We start from the raw sequence: 17,287 nt of genomic DNA on the forward strand, positions 1-17,287 counted from the left end.
CTGGCGCTGGCTCTAGTTATAGGGCTGTGCGGTTTAACTGGCTGCGGTTTGGCAGTGGAGTTGTTGTTGGCATGTTGGCAGGTGTTGTTTTGCTCTGGGGTTCGCCCTGAAGCGGGGACGCTTATAGGGCTGGTTGAACCCTGCCACATTCCATGACCTGACGCGGGAGGGAACACATGCTGATTGAGGTGGAGGAGACACCCAATCCAGAAAGCCTGAAATTCAGGCCAGGCGTCAGGGTGGCGCTTTCTGGAAGCGCTGATTTCGTCCATCCCGGTTCCGCTGAAGGTCGCTCCCCCTTAGCGGTGGAACTGTTCAGTGTTCCAGGGGTGCAGCGGGTATTCCTGGGTGCGGACCTGGTGGCTGTGACCAAAAGCCCCACAACCGCGTGGGATGATGTGCTGCCCTTTGTCATGACAGTGATGACTGATTTCTTCGCTACAGGTCAGCCAGCTTTGACCAGTGGCCCTGTGCTGCCTTTGGTCAGGCCCCTTAATCCCAGCGACAAGGCTTTGGTGGCGGCCCTTGAACTGGTTTTGGCCCACCATGTGCGCCCTATGGTGGCGCGCGATGGTGGCGATGTCGCCTTCAGGGGGTATGACCAAGGCACCGTTTACTTGACCTTGATGGGCGCCTGCACGGATTGCCCCTCTGCCCAATTGACACTGAAGGGCGGTGTGGAGCGGATTTTGAAACAGCACCTGCCCACCATCAGCACTGTGGTGGCAGTGGAGGAAGGCGACAATCAGTCATGACGTATGAACAAACTCCAGTCAGCCAACACGATAATGAGCATTCTTCCACGCTAGCCCTCCCTGGGGAAGCCGAAAAGGGCAATCTCAGCGCCATTCCGGGCCTGGCCCACCTGGCCAGCCCCCCCCAGAGTGGCGCTGGGGGTGGGGGGGCAGCCGGGCAGCGTGAACGCCAGAATGCAGCAGACCTGACGAGCCTCTTCACCGCTCACCGCACAGCCAGTGGCTTTTCCTCTAAGCCAGTGGAGGCTGGCACCATCAGGCGGCTTTATGACCTGGCGCGCCTTGGGCCGACTTCAGGCAATTGCGCGCCAGCGCGCTTTGCTTTCATCACCAGCGCTTCAGCTCGCCAACGCATGCTGGAAGCCCTCTCTCCTGGCAACAGGGACAAGGTGGCGCAAGCACCCCTTATGGTGGTGGTTGGGCAAGATCCCTTGTTTTTCGACCACTTGCCCAAGCTTAACCCGCAACAACCTTTGCGTGACTGGTTTGCCTCTGATGTGGGGCTGAGTGAGGAAACCGCTTTCCGCAACAGCACCCTCCAGGGGGCTTACATGCTGATGGCGGCCCGGGCGCTGGGCTTGGCCACTTTGCCTCTGTCTGGTTTTGACGCCCCTTTGGTGGAGGACATGTTTTTGCGGGAGCAAGGGTGGCAAGCCAATTTCCTCATCGCCATGGGGTGGCCTTCAGAAGATACCTCAAGTGGGCCGGGTCCCCGGCTGCCACGCCTACTTTTTGAGGAGGCGTGCCTATGTTTATGAAAAGGCCTGTTGACCTTGAAAGCTTGCTGGTCAGCGGGCGCTCCATCGTTCTGAATGGGGCTGGGGTGCGTCTGGGGGCGCCAAGCACCATAGCGTTGATGGAGGGGACGCATTCTGGCCTTCAAAATGTGGTTTCTGGTCCTGCCGCTGCCAGTGCCTGGGCCCCTTTGCTGCGCGCCATGATGGAACAGGCTGGCTGGATGCAGGGCCAGGTGGCCAGCCCAGCGCCTGAACGCGTGGTGGTGGTGACTGGCCCTGGATCCTTTACGGGATTGCGGGCCAGCATGGCTTTGGCCGCTGGTTTGGGCGCTGGTTGGATGTGCCCTGTTTGGCCCGTCCCCCTGGCAGACGCTGTGCGCTGTGATGTGGCGCTTCAAGGTTATGGGCGCGCTGTTGACCAAGGGGTGGATGTCCTGTGCCATGCACGGCGGGGCAGGGTGTTCGTGGTGCCAGCTGTGGGCAAAGCCTATGCTCTCGCCTTAAAGGATCAATCTATTGAAGGAACCCCAACTAAAGGGGGCAAATTGGCTGGCTTTGTGGCTGGCGATGCCGTTGCGGGGCCAACAGCGTTACCAGAATTGCTAACTGCCTTGAGGGTGCGTGCAGCACTTCAGGGGGGGAAAGGTCCAATGGCGTTGCCCTGCCAAACGCCAAGCCCCAAAGCTATCCTGTTGGCAGGGGCCTTTTTAGCTGCTTCAGCAGGCAGCTTTGCACCTTTAGAACCATTTTATGTTGACGCACCAGAAGCCAAGCTGCCAGCAGCGGGGTTGCGCCCCCAGCCCCATGCCTGACCAGGGCAAATGTTAAAATGTTACCAAAGCAGCCCAAGGCAATGGATTTTCAATCAGCCAACCCAGCCCATGTCGCTATTCTGGAAGCACTCCACCAGGCGTGCTTCCCCCCCAAGGAAGCTTGGAGCGCCGCATTTTTCAAAGGCCAGCTTGCCCTTCCAGGCACTCAAGGATGGGTGGGATTGGTACCCGGCCCTGCAAGGGAGGGGGAACCAATCGGCTTGTGCTTGGTACGCAGCCAGCCAGGTTTTGGTTCAGAACCAGGGGAATGCGAAATCCTGACGCTGGGCATCGTGCCTGCCTGGCGCAGTCGGGGCCATGGCGGCAAACTGCTTGCCCATGCCTTGAAAGAGCCCATGCGCCGGCGCGAGAGGATCCTGCTAGAAGTGGAGGCGGACAATCTGCCAGCTAAAACCCTCTACCACCATATGGGCTTTCGGGAAGTGGCGCTGCGCCCTGGCTATTACGGACAGGGCCGGGATGCGCTCCTCATGGCTTGCCAACCAGGAACTTGAAGGGGCCGGAGTCTAACATTTACGCACCAGAAGGCGGCATGGATCAGCGCTGGGCAACAGTTCATGGCGCAACAAGCGCACCATGGCGCTGACATTGCCAGCTGTCACAGTGTCACGCACCAACACAGCCAGCACGGTTCCCACAGCCATGGCATCTAGCTGGGCGCGAACATGGACACTCGTCATGGGGCAATAAAGCGCGCGCACATCGACAGTGCGGCACGGCTGAGAAAGGGTGGGGGTATGGGGCATAAGTGAAGCTTTTAGTCAACGGGTTTGGAGAATTGAGGGATAAAGGACATTACCTGCCCCTCCATCCCCATGCTGGTTGAAGAGAGCGAGAAGCAGAAAAAACTTGCAAAGGTCCATTTTCAATCTTGATGTTTATTGCAAACATTATTTATTGTTTTGTTAAGGACTTAAAAGGAAAACGTTTATGCCAAATGCTCCTGAAGCTTCCATTGACCTCCGTGAGCTAACTGCCCGCATTGTGACAGCCTATGTGGGACGTCATGATATTGAAGGCTCTAACCTGGCTGAACTCGTTCGCACAGTGTATAGCGCCCTGGCCAATGTGGACCAGGCGCCCACAGCGCCTGAGGAAAAGCCGGTGCCAGCTGTTCCACCGCGCAAATCCGTGTTCCCTGATTATATCATTTGCTTGGAGGACGGCAAAAAGCTCAAGCTGCTGCGCCGCCACCTTAAAACGGCTTACAACATGACCCCCCAGCAATACCGGGAACGCTGGGGTCTGCCGCCTGAATATCCTATGGTGGCGCCCAACTACGCCACGCACCGTTCCTCGCTGGCACGCCGCATTGGCCTGGGGCGCCGCAAGGACAAGGACCAGCCCAGCGCTGACTGAGCGCCAGCAAGGTTGCCTGGGGGCTGGCGGCGCCTGTGCTTGGGGCCTGCTGTCGTTGCTGGTAGGTCAGGGTTGGACAGGATTGCAGGGATGGGCTAGGCCCTAGCAGATGGTGTCGAGTGCGAACATGACGGGCCCAGGCCCTGGCAATTCACGTCCCAGTTCCCAAAGCGGCAAGGCAGGCGCGCCAGGGGATTCGCCCATTGCGCGGCTTTGCATGGAAAAGGGCCTTAAGATGACCGGCCAACGCCGGATCATTGCCCGTGTCCTATCAGACGCTGACGATCACCCAGATGTTGAGGAACTTCACAGGCGCGCTTTGGCGCTGGATGGCCGCATTTCTGTGGCTACAGTGTACCGCACTGTGCGCCTCCTGGAAGAAAAAGGTATTCTGGAGCGCCGGGATTTTGGTGGTGGGCGCGCCCGCTACGAGGTGCGCGAACATGGCCACCATGACCACCTCATTGACATTGACACTGGCGAAGTGGTGGAGTTCGAGGATGATGAGCCTGCGCGTTTGCTGCGGGCCCTGGCAGCGCGTCTGGGCTATGAGCTGACATCCTATGAAATTGAGCTGTTTGGCCGCCGCGCCAGTAAAAGTGGGGTTGGACAGTCCACCCTAACGGGAGAGCAGCGTGACGGACGCCGTTAACAAGCCTTTGGGCGCCTCTGAAGGGGCCTTTCTGGATGATGATGAACAGGGCAACCGCAGCAGCGCTGAAGCGCGCCGCCAAATGGAGACCCTGGCTACCCTGTCCCTCAACCGGGAAGGGGGGTTCCAAGAATTGCGTGGTGGTTCTTTAGGCGTCCGCCTCGCCCTCAATGAGGAGGAGCGCGATGCTGCCCAGGCGTTGCGCTACAAAGTGTTTTTTGAGGAAATGGGCGCTCACCCCACCGCCCTTGCCAAGCGCACCCGCCGTGATGTGGATGCTTACGACACCTTCGCAGACCATTTGCTGGTCATCGATTACGACCGCCAAGGCCCTGAACGCGTGGTCGGCACTTACAGGCTGCTTCGTTCTGAGGCGGCCCAACGGGCAGGTGGATTTTATTCAGCAGCTGAATACGACATTTCCTGCTTGACGGATTTTCCAGGTCACCTGCTGGAGGTGGGCCGTTCATGCGTAGCGTTGCCTTACAGGGGGCGCACAGCCATGCAGCTGCTGTGGCGCGGCATTGCCTCCTACATCTTCCTGCACCGTATTGATGTGCTGTTTGGTTGCGCCAGCTTGCCTGGAACCAATCCTGACGCCCTTAATGACGAGCTGACCTGGCTTTACCACAATCACTTGGCACCCCCTGCTTTGCGTGTGCGTGCCCAGCCTGACCGTTACGTTTCCATGCAGCGCTCCAACCCAGCCCAGCTGGACCGCCGGCGTTGCCTGGCAGGTTTGCCGCCGCTCATCAAAGGTTATTTGCGTTTAGGTGGTTACATTGGTGACGGTGCCGTGGTTGATGAACAGTTTAACACCACAGATGTTGCTGTGCTGGTGAAAAGCGAATTACTAGCAGATAAATACTACCGCCATTACGAGCGCCGCTTGCGCGACGCCCTTGACTGAACCACCGCTGGGCATGGCTGGCCTTGGCCGTTCCAACCCATGGTTTGGTGCTTTCAGCTGGCTGCTGAAAAACAATGGTCTGGGGGCCACGTCATGGCGCATGGTTCTGTGCGGCGCCGTGTTGGCCTTGGCCATGCCTCCTTTGTGCTTATGGCCAGTGGCCTTTTTGATGTTGCCCTTATTGTGGCGGGCCGCTTGCCAGGCACCTAGCTGGCGTCAAGCAGGCTGGTTTGGCTTTTGCTTTGGCATGGGGTTCTACACAACCAGTTTGTACTGGTTGACCAACGCCATCATGACGCGTCTTCATGATTTCTGGTGGGTGCTGCCTTTTGCAAGCCCAGGGGTGGCTGTGCTGATTGCTCCCCTGGTAGCTGTGCCTGCCATCATGGCCCGTTGGCCAGCCTGGGAAAGCCAGCAGCGTGGTGACGCCCCGTGTCCCCCTTGGCGTTCAGCGCTGCTTTTCGCAGCTGGCTGGACCCTGCAGGATATGGCGCGCACATTCATTTTTAGTGGTTTCCCTTGGAATCCCCTGGGCAGCGCTTTTGAAGTGCCAGGCAGGGTGGGTACCATCCTGATTCAGCCTGCCAGCCTTGTGGGGGTGGATGGGCTGACCTTCATGCTGGTGGCGTTCGCTTTGCTGTTTTGGTGTGGATGGCGTTGGCGCCTTGCGTTGCTGGCGCTGGCGCTGCTGTGGGTTGGCTGGGGGTGGTGGCGCTGTAGCCACACGGTCAGCTTGGCAGTGGTCCAGCCCCACCTTGTGCTGGTTCAAGGCGATGTGCCTGAGGAAGAGGTCCTCAATCGTTCAGCGCGCCAATTGGAGCGTGCGCGCCAGTTTGAGCGCTACCTGGACTTGACGCGCCAGGGTGTTCAGCAAGGAGTGGCTGTGCCGGGCCCTCACCAGGGTGGCAGGGGCGGTAATCTGGTGGTGGTTTGGCCTGAATCAGCGTTCCCAGGCCTGCTTGATGAGGAGCCTGAGGCCCGCTCCCTCATGAGCCAAGCAGCCATGGGTCACCCTGTGCTGGCTGGATCACTGCGGCGCGATGACAAAGGGCATTGGTTCAACAGCCTGGAGGCCGTGGGGCAAGGCGGGACGCTTGAAGCCCTTTATGACAAAAGCCGCCTGGTGCCTTTTGGTGAATACCAGCCTTGGATCATACCCTTCAACCTGACGCCTGCTGTGTTGACGCCGGGGCCAGGCCTGCAAACATGGAACCTGCCTGAGGCAGGCAAGCTTGGTCCCATGGTTTGCTATGAGGTCATATTCTCTGGTTCCGTCACTGAACCTGGGCACAGGCCTGATTGGCTTCTGACCATTTCCAATGATGCCTGGTACGGCAACAGTGCCGGCCCGCGCCAGCACCTTGCCACGGGGCGCATGCGCGCTGTGGAGGAGGGGTTGGCGGTGGCGTTCGCCAACAACCGTGGTCCTTCAGCGCTTTACAGTGCCACAGGAGCGCTGGTGGGTTGGCTGCCTTGGGGCCATGACGGTGTCATGGTGAAGGCCATTCCCCAACCGCTGTCACCAACCCTATTCAGCTGGGGTGGGCGGCTTTTGCCATTGGCCCTGGCATTGCTGGCGTGCCTGGTGGCGCTATGGCCTTGGCCACGCCTGCAGCATGGCGGGCACACCTGAAACCTAAGCTCAGATGCGCAAAGCACCCGCCTGGTGCAGGTCACGGAGGCGCTGTTCGTCATAAGCTCCCTGAAGCCAGCTCATGAAATCAGCATGTTGGGCGGCCTCCTGGGCGTACAGTTTGAAGAAACTGTCCAATATGCCTGTGCGTGAGCTTTTGAAATGAAGGTGCTTCCAGTGCAGCTGCGCCAAAGCCTGTGCTGGGCTGCCCCCTTCAAACAAAATGACCAGGCCACTGCCCAGGGCAGCGCGGTCCGCCCCTGATTTGCAATGAAGCAGTAGGGGGAAGGCCCCTTCCTGCTTCAGGCGCAGGTAAAGGGCATGGAAGCGCAAAATGCGGTCCTTGTGGGGAGCGTTGCGGCTTTCAAAAGCCATGTCATGGTAAGGCAACCCCATTTGCTTTGCCGCATCCCGCCCCAAGACATCTGATCCGCATTGGCGTTGGCCACGCAAATTGATGACACTTTGAAAGCCATAATGCTGCCGCCAACGCCGTAACCGCCCTGGTGTAGGATGGTTGGAACGCCAGACCTTGCCAGGTATGACCTCGGCAAGGTTATGCCAAAACAGGCGGAACACTGCATGATCCTGAAGCAGGCTATCTGTCCAGGCCTGAAGGCGCCCCTGCCGGGTTTTCACGGTGCCCTTGAACATGAGCTGCCCCTTTGGTCAGGCTTGAGGGGTTTTCCCCTGTGCGGAGTTGCTGGCGCCCCTGCGCAGGTCGCTCTGGACGTGGGGCGATAAAGGGGTGATAGCATGGCGACCATGAACTGTCCTTTCCCTTTCCAATCTACAGGGCGTCCGACCATGCAGGATTCTTCACTGCTTCAGCAAGCATGCCGCCCAGCCTTGGTGCTGTTGGGGGTAGGGGGGCTTGTGGTGCTGGGGGGCTGCAGTGGCATGCAGGCCCTCAGCAACATGGCCAAGCCATCCCTCCCCAAGGCTGATTTGGTGGTGCCTTACCCAGCCACGCATTTCCAGATGAACGGCATGACAGTTCCAGCCCTGAAAACCCCTGGGCCAGCTGGCCTCAACAGGCCAATAGGTGATGCTGTGCCCCAACAGGGCCCTAGGGCCCCGACAGGGCTTGAAAATGGCGCCAGCACTGGCCCGGCCATGCGCGTCAATGGTGAGGATGTGGCACCCCCAACACCTGAGGCCCAAGTCAGCTACGGGCCCCATGGTGGCGTGCGCAGCACCCCTGAAAGCCCCTAAGGAACCATCACCCGTCCCACCCTCACCAAACGCAGACAATCTGCCTTGTGTGGCAGCTCTGTGCAGTACGATTAGAAAGGGCGTGCTTCATCAGCCAGCATGATGGGGATGGTCTCTTCCACCCGGAAAGCCAAGCGCGCCTGGGGACTAATGATGGCACCGCGCGGCAGGGGGTTGCCTTGGCTGTCGCTGCCATTGTCAAAATCAGCGTCAAAATGCACTGGCCCTCCTGTTACAGGGCACACGAGCAATTTCAGCAACCGCTCATCAGGGGGCAGGACATGGGCTGTGCCCTGCTCACTGGTGGGGGCCATGGTGGAACTGTCATGAAGGGCAGTCATGGGGTTTCCTTCCTGGAATGGCACTTGCGAAGCGCCATAGAACCTGGTTTCAAGCGAATAACAGGGCTGAAAGTTTCTGCCGTGCTGCCATGGTGGCAGGGTCAGTCATGCCCCAACCTTCAAAAAAGCGCAGCAGCTCGGCTTTGGCGGTAGCGGCTTGTTCAGCAGGGCCTTTTTTAATCAAGGCCAGAAGGGTATCAGCCGCCTTCTCACGTTCTCCTGCCCCATTGAGGGCGCTGGCCAGTTTTAAGTGCAGTTCAAAATCATCCGGTTTCTGGGCGGCCAGGCTTTCAATGCCTTCAAGGTCGCTGGCTGCTTGGGCACTCTCTTTGTGCAGCGCCAAGGCTTTGGCGGCGCTTTTGACCGGCTCCGCGCCAGCCTGGGCTTCAGGCACTTGGGTCAGGGCTTCCTCAGCGCTTTCAACATCATCCAGCGCCAAGAGGGCGCGCACCAGCAGTCCCCATGCCTGGGCGTTGTCGGGCTCTTCCTCCAGGATTTGGCTGGCTAGGGAGGCGGCTTCAGCAGGTTTGCCTTCATCAAGGGCCTTGCTGGCGCTTTTGATGGTTTCAGCAGCTGGCATGGTTTGACCACTGGCTTTGAGGATGGCTTCCACAAAGCTACGCAACGCCCTAGGCGTTTGCTTGCCGCGCAGCAGGTCCACCATGCGCCCTTGCCAGAAAGCGCCCACCAAAGGCAGCGCGTGAAGGGGTAGGCCCATTTGGCGCAAATCGTTGGCAAGGGCCTTGTTGGCAGCCAGATCCACACTCACCAAGCGGATGCGCCCCCCAGCTGGCTTGATGATGGTTTCAAGCTGTTGGCCAACTTCCAGGCTTGCCGGCTGGGCAGGGTCGCGGAAGTCAACGATGATGGGCGTGTGGACGCTGGCCTCGATAACGTCCTTGACGAAGGAGGCCTCGTTGGTGGTTTTGATAGGCGGCTCATGGCTGTTTGTTGTTGAGGCCTTGGGGGCAGTACCTGTGGGCTGCTGGCCAAGGGAAAGCCCTGCGCCGTCAGAGCCTGGCATGGGAGGAAGCGCTGCGCCTGTTTTGGGTGAAAGAGCCATGAGCCTGCCTTTGCTTGATGTCAAAAGTGCGGAATGAATTAAGGGGAAAACCTTCCTGTCCGTTCAAGATTGGTATGACGTAGCGCCAACACAAGGAAGGAAGTTACCATGAAGGTCCCAGCCATCAGATGAAGGCAGGGCGGCGCGCTTTAAGGAGAGTGGGCTTCAGGAAGAAAGATTAGGAGTGGTGAATTTTTCACTTGCACCGCCCAGCAAAGTCAGGCATATAGTCGCCACCGGCCAAGGAATGCGGGCGTAGCTCAGGGGTAGAGCACAACCTTGCCAAGGTTGGGGTCGAGGGTTCGAATCCCTTCGCCCGCTCCAGGCCGGTTCAAGAAAATCATAATTTGCAGGGCCGCTTTCCCGCTTTATTGGGAAAGCGGTTTTTTATTGGTGCCCAGAACCTTGGCCATGGCGGCAACGCTTAGAGGTTGCCCCCGAAGAGCCTTGGGTTGCTTACCCGCCCCTGGCTTCGTGTATGCTTCCTTACAATTAGTTCAGCCAGTCCGGCTGCAATTACGTGTGATGGAGCCCAGTTTATGGCCAAGATCCTCTGCATTCTCTATCCTGACCCCCAGGCTGGCTACCCACCACCCTACATCCGTGACAGCATCCCTGACATCAAGGTTTATGAGGATGGCCATCCAGCCCCCCATCCTCAACCCCCCCTTGGGTTCACGCCTGGGGAGCTGGTCGGCTGCGTTTCAGGGGAGCTGGGATTGCGCCCATGGCTGGAGGCGAATGGCCATGAACTTTACGTCACCAGTGACAAGGACAGCCCCGATTCGCTGTTCGAGCAGCACTTGCCTGACGCTGACGTGGTTATCTCACAGCCATTCTGGCCAGCCTACCTGACGGAAGAACGCCTCAAAAAGGCGAAGAACCTCAAGCTGGCCCTGACTGCTGGCGTGGGCTCGGACAATGTGGACCTGGCCGCTGCCGCCAAGCTTGGCGTCACAGTGGCGGAGGTGACAGGTTCCAATTCCATCAGCGTGGCTGAACATGCCGTGATGATGGCCCTGTCCCTGGTGCGCAACTACCTGCCTGCCCATGCCCTGGCGCGTAATGGCGTGTGGAACATCGCTGACTGCGTTGCGCGCGGCTATGACATAGAAGGGATGGCGTTTGGCACGATTGGTGCTGGGCGCATAGGGCTGGCCATCCTCAAGCGCATGAAGGCCTTTGGCTGCGTGCTGCATTACATGCAGCGCCATCGCTTGGCCCCCGAGGTGGAGCGTGAACTGGGCTTGACCTACCATCCAACGGTTGAATCGCTTGTGGCGGCTGTGGACATCGTCAACCTTCAGGTGCCGCTTTACCCAGAAACCCGCAACATGCTTAATGACCGGACCTTCAGCCTGATGAAGAAAGGCACTTACATCGTCAATTGCGCGAGGGGGGAACTGGTGGACATGGCTGCCTTGGAACGCGCGCAGAAATCTGGCCATGTCGCCGCCTATGCTGGCGATGTCTGGTACCCGGAACCAGCCCCCATGGACCATCCCTGGCGTACCATGCCTTTTAACGGGATGACGCCTCACATTTCAGGCACTACCCTTTCCGCCCAGGCGCGCTATGCGGCAGGCACGCTTGAAATCCTGCAGGATTTCCTGGAAGGGCGCCCAATTGACCCTGATTACGTCATCGTGCAGGGCGGTGGGCTGAAAGGGACAGGGGCCAAATCCTATGAGCTTTAACGCTAAGGCCAGAGCGCAGACTGGCGCGGGGGAAGCGCCCCTTCCCCCTGCAAGGGTGATGCTCAAACGCGCTTACGAAGCAGCCAGCCCCGCTGACGGCAAGCGTGTTCTGGTGGATAGGCTATGGCCACGTGGCATCAGCAAGGAAAAGGCCGATCTGACCGGGGGATGGCTAAAGGCTCTCGCCCCCAGTACCGCGTTGCGCGAATGGTTCCACCATGACAGGGCCCTGTGGCCTGGCTTCGTGGAACGCTACCGCCAGGAGCTGGAAGGGCCAGAGCAGCGCGAGGCCTTGCGCCATGTGCGCGCCATGGCCCTGGAAGGCCCAGTGACGTTGGTTTACGGTGCCCGTGACACAACCCATAATGAGGCTGTGGTGTTGCGTGACGTTCTGCTGGGGCAGCCAACAGCCCTGCACGCGTAAAAGGCGCTGATTAAGGGCGCTGGCGCTTTGGGGTAGTAAAGGCCTGGAGCAGAGGTTTTCAAGGGGGATCATGATCGTGGCCGCTTCTCACACCCTGTTAACAAGTCAGGTGGCGCCCGCCCCTGAAGCGTTCCAGGATTTGCTGAAGGCCATAAAGCAGTGCCGACTTTGCGTGGAATGCCCACGCAACGGCAAGCCACTGCCCCATGCACCGCGGCCTGTCCTGCAGGCTTCGCCAAGCGCCAGCATTTGCATTGTTGGTCAGGCCCCTGGGCTGCGTGTCCATCACAGTGGGCGCCCCTTCACAGACCCTTCGGGGATGCGGCTGCGTTCATGGCTCAACATGGATGAAGCAACGTTTTACGATCCAGCCCGTGTGGCACTAGTGCCCATGGGTTTTTGCTTCCCAGGCTACAGCGCTAGCAAAAGCGACCTGCCCCCCAGGGTGGAATGCACAGTATGGCGCGAGCGGATCTTCGCCCAAATGCCCCACCTCAAGCTGATGGTCATTCTGGGCGGCCATGCTCAGCGCTGGCATTTGGGGCCAGCGGTGGCCAAGCGTGGCGTCAATGAGGTGGTGGCTTCATGGCGGGACTACCTTGAAGGCCCCCACGGCGTGCGGCGTTTTGTGCTGCCGCACCCCTCATGGCGCAACAATGCGTGGCTCAAGCGCAACCCGTGGTTCGCTGAGGAGGTCCTGCCTGTTTTGAGGCAGGACGTGGCCAAGGCCCTGGGCTGAATTTCAGCACAGGCTTTGAGTTTGGCCCCAGCTCGCCCGGCCGTGGCCTTCTTGGGGTCAGTGGCTAGCTGCGCCCTGTTCCTTCTTGGCAGCCTCCAGGGAAGCCATAATGGCTTTTTCAGCGTCAGCTTTGCTGGCCCAGCCGTTGACCTTCACCCATTTGCCGGGCTCCAGGTCTTTGTAGTGTTCAAAGAAGTGCTTGATTTGGTCACGGGTGATGGCCGGCAGGTCATCGATGGACTGCACATTGTGGAAAAGTGGGTGAATCTTGTCGACTGGTACGCAGATGACCTTCTCGTCCTCGCCGCCTTCATCGGACATTTTCAACATGCCGATGGGGCGTGCGCGAATCACGCAGCCTGGCACCACAGCGTCTGGCGTCAGCACTAGGACGTCAAGCGGGTCGCCATCAGCGGCCAGCGTGTTGGGCATGAAGCCATAGGCTGCCGGGTAAGCCATGGGGGTGAACAGGAAACGGTCAACGAAAAGGGCGCCGCTTTTCTTGTCCAGCTCGTATTTAACTGGTGAGCCCTGGGGGATCTCAATCACGACATTGATGTCTTCAGGCACGTTCTTGCCGGGGGAGAGTTTGGTCACGTCCATGGTGGGGTGCATCCGTCAGTGGGGTTGCAAAAATGGCCTCCACCAGCCAATCCGGCTGGGGGCCTGGCATGCCATAACATTACCGCCGCACGGGCGTCCATGTGGAGGGCTGAATGGCGCTTGGCAGGAAATTGGCTATGCGGGGGTTGAAAAATTCCGCTCTTCAGGCCATGTGCACAGCAGCCCTGCGCGCCTGTAGCTCAATTGGTTAGAGCTGGCCGCTCATAACGGCTTGGTTGCGGGTTCGAGTCCTGCCGGGCGCAGGGCCTTCATTTCAGAAAACACAGGCAGGGCTTGGCCTTGCCACCCTACGTTCCTGGGCGCCGGCAGACATGCGCCACGCAGCCGGGCCAGAATCACACCGGCCGCTTCAGCCAGCGCGGCCCCAACCGGAAGTTGTCCATGGCCGCCACACAGTACGTCTATGTCATGAAAGACCTCACCAAGTCCTACCAGGGCGGGCGTGAGGTCTTCAAAGGCATTACCCTTTCCTTCATGCCAGGCGCTAAGATTGGCGTTCTTGGCGTCAATGGCGCTGGCAAGTCCACCTTGCTTAAGATCATGGCAGGCAAGGACAAGGAGTTCGGCGGGGAGGCATGGGCTGCTGAAGGCGCGCGCATTGGCTACCTGGAGCAGGAGCCTCAGCTCGACCCCAACCTGACCGTGGGGGAGAATGTGGCGCAAGGTTTTGGTGACCTCAAGAAGGCAGTTGATCGCTTCAATGAGATCTCCATGAAGTTCGCTGAACCCATGGATGACGATGAAATGACCGCCCTGCTGGCTGAACAGGCCGAACTGCAGGAAAAGATAGACGCTGGCGATGGATGGGAGCTGGACCGCAAGCTTGACATCGCCTTGGACGCCTTGCGCTGCCCCCCTGCTGACAGCCCCGTCACCCACCTGTCAGGCGGGGAGAAGCGCCGCGTGGCCTTGTGCCGCCTTTTGCTGGAGAAACCAGACCTCCTCCTGCTGGATGAGCCCACCAACCACCTGGACGCGGAAAGCGTGGCCTGGCTGGAGAAAACCCTGCGTGATTACCCAGGCACGGTCATGGTCATCACCCATGACCGTTACTTCCTGGATAATGTCACCAACTGGATCCTGGAAATCGAACGCGGTCGTGGCCTACCGTTTGAGGGCAACTACTCCTCCTGGCTGGAGCAGAAGCGCAAGCGCCTTGCCCAGGAGGAGAAGGAGGAGAGCGCCCGTCAACGCTCCCTGGCGGCGGAGCAGCAGTGGATGGCCAGTTCCCCCAAGGCGCGCCAAGCCAAAAGCAAGGCCCGCATTCAGCGCTATGAGGAAATGCTGGCTGAAGGCCAGAACGACACGTCAGGCACAGCTGAAATCGTCATCACCCCAGGCCCACGCCTGGGCACTACGGTGATTGAGGCCGAGGGGCTCTCCAAAGGTTTTGGTGAGCGCCAATTGATTGACGGCCTTGATTTCAAACTGCCGCCAGGTGGCATTGTCGGGGTCATCGGGGCCAATGGCGCTGGCAAATCCACGCTCTTCAAGATGATCACAGGCCTTGAGAAGCCCGATGGCGGCGAGCTGCGCATTGGCGAGACCGTCAAGCTCGGTTACGTTGACCAGTCCCGCCATGAGCTTGATGACAACAAAACCGTCTGGGAAGAGATCTCAGGCGGCACGGACGTCATCTACCTTGGCAAGCGCGCTGTGCCTTCACGCGCCTATGTGGGGGCGTTCAACTTCAAGGGGTCTGATCAGCAGAAGCGCGTTGGGGTCCTTTCCGGCGGTGAGCGCAACCGTGTCCACCTTGCCAAGATGCTCAAGGAGGACAACAACGTCATCCTCTTGGACGAACCGACCAACGACCTGGACGTGGACACCCTGCGCGCCCTTGAGGAGGCACTGGAGAAGTTCGCTGGCTGCGCCGTGGTCATCACCCATGACCGCTGGTTCCTGGACCGTTTGGCCACCCATATCCTGGCTTTTGAGGGCGACAGTCACGTTGAGTGGTTTGAAGGCAACTTCGAAGCTTATGAAGCCGACAAGCGCCGCCGCCTGGGGCCAGACGCCACGGAGCCTGGGCGCATCAAGTACCGCCCTGTGAGCCGCTGATTCCAAAGCGCCCCTGAAACACGCCGTTGGCTTGGGCGGGAGTGACGTTCTGTGAGCTTTTACCTGCACACGGCGCGCCTTATCCTCTCCCCCCTCGGTTGGCAGGACATGGAGCCCATGGCGCGCCTGAAAGCTGATGGCGGCGCTTTTGGGGGGATGTTGGGGGGCGTGCGCAACCGCGCCCAGGCTGAAGCTGAAATGGCCGCTGACGTTGCTTTCTGGGGCAAGCGTGGTGTGGGGTTGTTCGCCATAAGGGAACAAGGGCGCTTCCTGGGCATGACGGGCGTTCATGAACGCCCTGATGATAGGGGTCTTGCGTTGCGCATGGCGCTGTTCCCATGGGCGTCAGGGCGGGGGGTGGCCAGGGAAGCTGCCAGCGCTGCCCTGTGTTACACACTAGATAAGCCCGACATAGAGCGCGTTGTGGCGGTGGCGCGCGAAGACAACATCGCTTCGCGTGTTGTACTGGGGGCCATTGGCATGGTGGAGTGTGAACGCTTCCTGCGCAATGGCACGGAAATGGTGGTATATGAAAGCCTTCGTCCTCTGGACTGAAAAGGCCTGGGGCAACCAGCCCCCCTTCACACTTCCCCACCCCAACCAACAGGATTGCCCATGACGGCTCAAGCCCCCAAGATCTTCATTGATGGTGAGGCAGGTACCACTGGGCTGGGCATTCGCAAGCGCCTGGCGCCGCTGGAGCAGGCGGGGCGGCTGCGCCTTCTGGCCATTGACCCTGCCAAGCGCAAGGAACCGGCGGCGCGACAAGCCTTGATGGCAGAAGCTGATATTACTGTACTTTGCTTGCCTGATGACGCCGCCCGTGAGGCCGTTGCCTTGGCTGATGAGCTCGAGCACACGAGCCACGCTACCAAAGTGCTGGACGCCAGCACCGCCCATCGCACCCAGCCTGGCTGGGTCTATGGCTTCCCTGAGCTGGCGCCTGGGCAGGAAAAGCTGATTGCGCAGGCGCGCAGGGTGGCCAACCCTGGCTGTTACGCCACAGGCGCCATCGCCCTTCTGCACCCCCTGGTCAGCCAGGGGCTGGTCAAAGCGGACGCCCCCCTCAGTATCAACGCCGTTTCAGGTTACAGCGGTGGTGGGCGCAAAATGATGGAAAGCCACGCCCGTGAAGGGGGGCCAGCCTTCATGCTTTACGCTTTGGGCAAAGCGCACAAACACCTGCCGGAAATCAGCCTTCGCGCAGGTTTGGCGCACCCGCCCCTATTCGTGCCCTCAGTGGGGCATTTCCCACAAGGCATGGTCGTCTCCATTCCCCTTCACCAGGGGGTACAGTTGGCGCCAGGCCTAGGTGGCGCTGAAGTCCGCGATGCCCTGGCACGTTTCTACAACCAATTCACCACCCATGGCGTGCATGTTCTGGATCAGCCTCAGCCCACCATGGTGGCTGAAGGCCTGGCTGGGCGTGATGACATGGAGCTTGCCGTGCACAGCGTGCCAGAGGCCAAGGGTGTAGTGTTGACGGCGCGCTTGGACAACCTCGGCAAGGGTGCATCTGGCGCGGCTTGCCGTAACATCATGCTGATGGCTGGCCTTGAAAACTCTAAGATGATCTGAAAACGGCTCTTGCCGTCTTGAAAAGGGTGCGCTATGCCCCATCACTGCGTAGCGAGCGTGGCGGAATGGTAGACGCAGCGGACTCAAAATCCGCCGGAGGCAACTCCATGGGGGTTCAAGTCCCCCCGCTCGCACCATTAACACAAAGCGTGATGCAGGGCGCAGGTTTGCGCAAAGCTGTTTCTTGACGCCCCGCCAGCCTCTGCCTAAAGTCCCGTCCATTGCAACAGTGCAAGCCGCCGCCAAAACGCTGGTTGGGTGGCGGGCGCCAACGGGGCCTCATCCAAGACGCCCCACCGCTGAGGACAGACGATGACGGCCACCGACAACATCAATTTTGATGAGAAACACCTGCGCCACATGCAGGACCAGCTCTCCACCCTTTCCAAAAACTTCAACCATCTCCGCAACAAGGCGATGGAAAAGAGCCACGCCATCGGCGCAGACCGTGCTGCCTGGTATGAGACTGAAAGCGAAGTGCTGGACGCTGCTATCAACAAGCTTGAAATGGCTGAGGCCGCCCTGCGCAAAGGTCCTTTGGAAAAAGCCGTGGCTGACGGCCTGGTGAAGCTCCAGGGCTTCATCGCTAAGCTCAAGGGTGAGGTTGACGCTGACCTGGCCAAGCTCAAATCGGCTGAGAACAACCAGTAACGCCGTTTCCTTAAA

The 17,287-nt window shown here is 59.6% G+C and carries 21 protein-coding genes and 3 tRNA genes; 19 read left to right on the top strand and 5 right to left on the bottom strand.

Annotated elements, in window-relative coordinates; all coding sequences use genetic code 11:
* Positions 1–176 precede the first annotated feature (176 nt).
* The 4 genes from E3E12_RS04785 (at position 177) to E3E12_RS04800 (ending at position 2,819) form a co-directional block, all read left to right on the top strand.
* Positions 177–755, top strand: coding sequence for a NifU family protein (locus tag E3E12_RS04785; protein ID WP_141443312.1), 579 nt, complete (start codon positions 177–179; stop codon positions 753–755).
* Between the two features lie 110 nt (positions 756–865).
* Positions 866–1,513 (top strand): malonic semialdehyde reductase, encoded by a 648-nt coding sequence (locus E3E12_RS04790; RefSeq protein WP_408869935.1) that lies wholly within the window; start codon positions 866–868, stop codon positions 1,511–1,513.
* The gene (locus E3E12_RS04795) at positions 1,510–2,304 is read left to right on the top strand and encodes a tRNA threonylcarbamoyladenosine biosynthesis protein TsaB (protein ID WP_168194392.1); all 795 of its coding nucleotides are present in this window, start codon (positions 1,510–1,512) and stop codon (positions 2,302–2,304) included. The genes E3E12_RS04790 and E3E12_RS04795 overlap by 4 nt, the downstream gene beginning before the upstream one ends.
* 41 nt (positions 2,305–2,345) lie before the next feature.
* Positions 2,346–2,819, top strand: coding sequence for a GNAT family N-acetyltransferase (locus E3E12_RS04800; protein WP_168194393.1), 474 nt, complete (start codon positions 2,346–2,348; stop codon positions 2,817–2,819).
* Positions 2,820–2,831: 12 nt separating this feature from the next.
* On the opposite strand, the gene E3E12_RS04805 is transcribed toward E3E12_RS04800, so the two are convergent.
* Positions 2,832–3,071, bottom strand: a complete 240-nt coding sequence (locus E3E12_RS04805; protein WP_141443316.1) for a sulfurtransferase TusA family protein — start codon at positions 3,069–3,071, stop codon at positions 2,832–2,834.
* Between the two features lie 184 nt (positions 3,072–3,255).
* Between E3E12_RS04805 and E3E12_RS04810 the strand changes: the two genes are divergently transcribed.
* The 4 genes from E3E12_RS04810 (at position 3,256) to lnt (ending at position 6,879) form a co-directional block, all read left to right on the top strand.
* A complete protein-coding gene (locus tag E3E12_RS04810) occupies positions 3,256–3,684 on the top strand; it encodes a MucR family transcriptional regulator (RefSeq protein ID WP_141443317.1) in 429 nt (142 codons plus the stop codon).
* A gap of 217 nt (positions 3,685–3,901) precedes the next feature.
* Positions 3,902–4,336 (top strand): Fur family transcriptional regulator, encoded by a 435-nt coding sequence (locus E3E12_RS04815; RefSeq protein ID WP_240810604.1) that lies wholly within the window; start codon positions 3,902–3,904, stop codon positions 4,334–4,336.
* 82 nt (positions 4,337–4,418) lie between these two features.
* On the top strand, positions 4,419–5,246 hold the full coding sequence (locus E3E12_RS04820; protein WP_141444089.1) for a GNAT family N-acetyltransferase: 828 nt from the start codon (positions 4,419–4,421) through the stop codon (positions 5,244–5,246).
* A gap of 100 nt (positions 5,247–5,346) precedes the next feature.
* On the top strand, positions 5,347–6,879 hold the full coding sequence (lnt, locus tag E3E12_RS04825) for an apolipoprotein N-acyltransferase (protein ID WP_141444090.1): 1,533 nt from the start codon (positions 5,347–5,349) through the stop codon (positions 6,877–6,879).
* A 9-nt stretch (positions 6,880–6,888) separates the two neighbouring features.
* On the opposite strand, the gene E3E12_RS04830 is transcribed toward lnt, so the two are convergent.
* The gene (locus tag E3E12_RS04830) at positions 6,889–7,533 is read right to left on the bottom strand and encodes a protein-tyrosine phosphatase family protein (RefSeq protein WP_141443319.1); all 645 of its coding nucleotides are present in this window, start codon (positions 7,531–7,533) and stop codon (positions 6,889–6,891) included.
* Positions 7,534–7,635: 102 nt separating this feature from the next.
* On the opposite strand from E3E12_RS04830, the gene E3E12_RS04835 reads away from it, so the two are divergent.
* Positions 7,636–8,094 (top strand): hypothetical protein, encoded by a 459-nt coding sequence (locus E3E12_RS04835; protein ID WP_141443320.1) that lies wholly within the window; start codon positions 7,636–7,638, stop codon positions 8,092–8,094.
* Between the two features lie 71 nt (positions 8,095–8,165).
* On the opposite strand, the gene E3E12_RS04840 is transcribed toward E3E12_RS04835, so the two are convergent.
* On the bottom strand, positions 8,166–8,435 hold the full coding sequence (locus E3E12_RS04840) for a Trm112 family protein (RefSeq protein ID WP_408869921.1): 270 nt from the start codon (positions 8,433–8,435) through the stop codon (positions 8,166–8,168).
* Between the two features lie 49 nt (positions 8,436–8,484).
* Positions 8,485–9,498: a tetratricopeptide repeat protein gene (locus tag E3E12_RS04845; RefSeq protein WP_141443321.1), complete on the bottom strand. Its 1,014-nt coding sequence runs from the start codon at positions 9,496–9,498 to the stop codon at positions 8,485–8,487.
* A 249-nt stretch (positions 9,499–9,747) separates the two neighbouring features.
* Here E3E12_RS04845 and E3E12_RS04850 point away from each other — a divergent pair.
* From E3E12_RS04850 to E3E12_RS04865, 4 genes are all read left to right on the top strand, one after another.
* Positions 9,748–9,822: transfer RNA gene (locus E3E12_RS04850), tRNA-Gly, on the top strand.
* 215 nt (positions 9,823–10,037) lie between these two features.
* Positions 10,038–11,195: an NAD-dependent formate dehydrogenase gene (locus E3E12_RS04855; protein WP_141443322.1), complete on the top strand. Its 1,158-nt coding sequence runs from the start codon at positions 10,038–10,040 to the stop codon at positions 11,193–11,195.
* 58 nt (positions 11,196–11,253) lie between these two features.
* Positions 11,254–11,619, top strand: coding sequence for a DUF488 domain-containing protein (locus E3E12_RS04860; RefSeq protein ID WP_240810605.1), 366 nt, complete (start codon positions 11,254–11,256; stop codon positions 11,617–11,619).
* Between the two features lie 76 nt (positions 11,620–11,695).
* Entirely contained in the window at positions 11,696–12,358 is a 663-nt protein-coding gene (locus E3E12_RS04865) for a uracil-DNA glycosylase family protein (protein ID WP_240810434.1), read from the top strand.
* Between the two features lie 57 nt (positions 12,359–12,415).
* On the opposite strand, the gene ppa is transcribed toward E3E12_RS04865, so the two are convergent.
* Positions 12,416–12,961, bottom strand: a complete 546-nt coding sequence (gene ppa, locus E3E12_RS04870) for an inorganic diphosphatase (protein WP_141443325.1) — start codon at positions 12,959–12,961, stop codon at positions 12,416–12,418.
* A 189-nt stretch (positions 12,962–13,150) separates the two neighbouring features.
* Between ppa and E3E12_RS04875 the strand changes: the two genes are divergently transcribed.
* From E3E12_RS04875 to E3E12_RS04900, 6 genes are all read left to right on the top strand, one after another.
* Positions 13,151–13,224 (top strand) — tRNA-Ile (locus E3E12_RS04875).
* A gap of 139 nt (positions 13,225–13,363) precedes the next feature.
* Positions 13,364–15,043, top strand: coding sequence for an energy-dependent translational throttle protein EttA (gene ettA / locus E3E12_RS04880; protein WP_141443326.1), 1,680 nt, complete (start codon positions 13,364–13,366; stop codon positions 15,041–15,043).
* Between the two features lie 51 nt (positions 15,044–15,094).
* Positions 15,095–15,598, top strand: coding sequence for a GNAT family N-acetyltransferase (locus E3E12_RS04885; RefSeq protein ID WP_141443327.1), 504 nt, complete (start codon positions 15,095–15,097; stop codon positions 15,596–15,598).
* Between the two features lie 60 nt (positions 15,599–15,658).
* On the top strand, positions 15,659–16,621 hold the full coding sequence (gene argC / locus E3E12_RS04890) for an N-acetyl-gamma-glutamyl-phosphate reductase (protein ID WP_141443328.1): 963 nt from the start codon (positions 15,659–15,661) through the stop codon (positions 16,619–16,621).
* Positions 16,622–16,672: 51 nt separating this feature from the next.
* Positions 16,673–16,758, top strand: a tRNA-Leu gene (locus E3E12_RS04895).
* 175 nt (positions 16,759–16,933) lie between these two features.
* Positions 16,934–17,272 (top strand): hypothetical protein, encoded by a 339-nt coding sequence (locus E3E12_RS04900; protein WP_141443329.1) that lies wholly within the window; start codon positions 16,934–16,936, stop codon positions 17,270–17,272.
* Positions 17,273–17,287 lie beyond the last annotated feature (15 nt).

It is taken from the genome of Formicincola oecophyllae (assembly GCF_006542395.2).
In the GTDB taxonomy this organism is placed as follows: Bacteria; Pseudomonadota; Alphaproteobacteria; order Acetobacterales; family Acetobacteraceae; genus Formicincola; species Formicincola oecophyllae.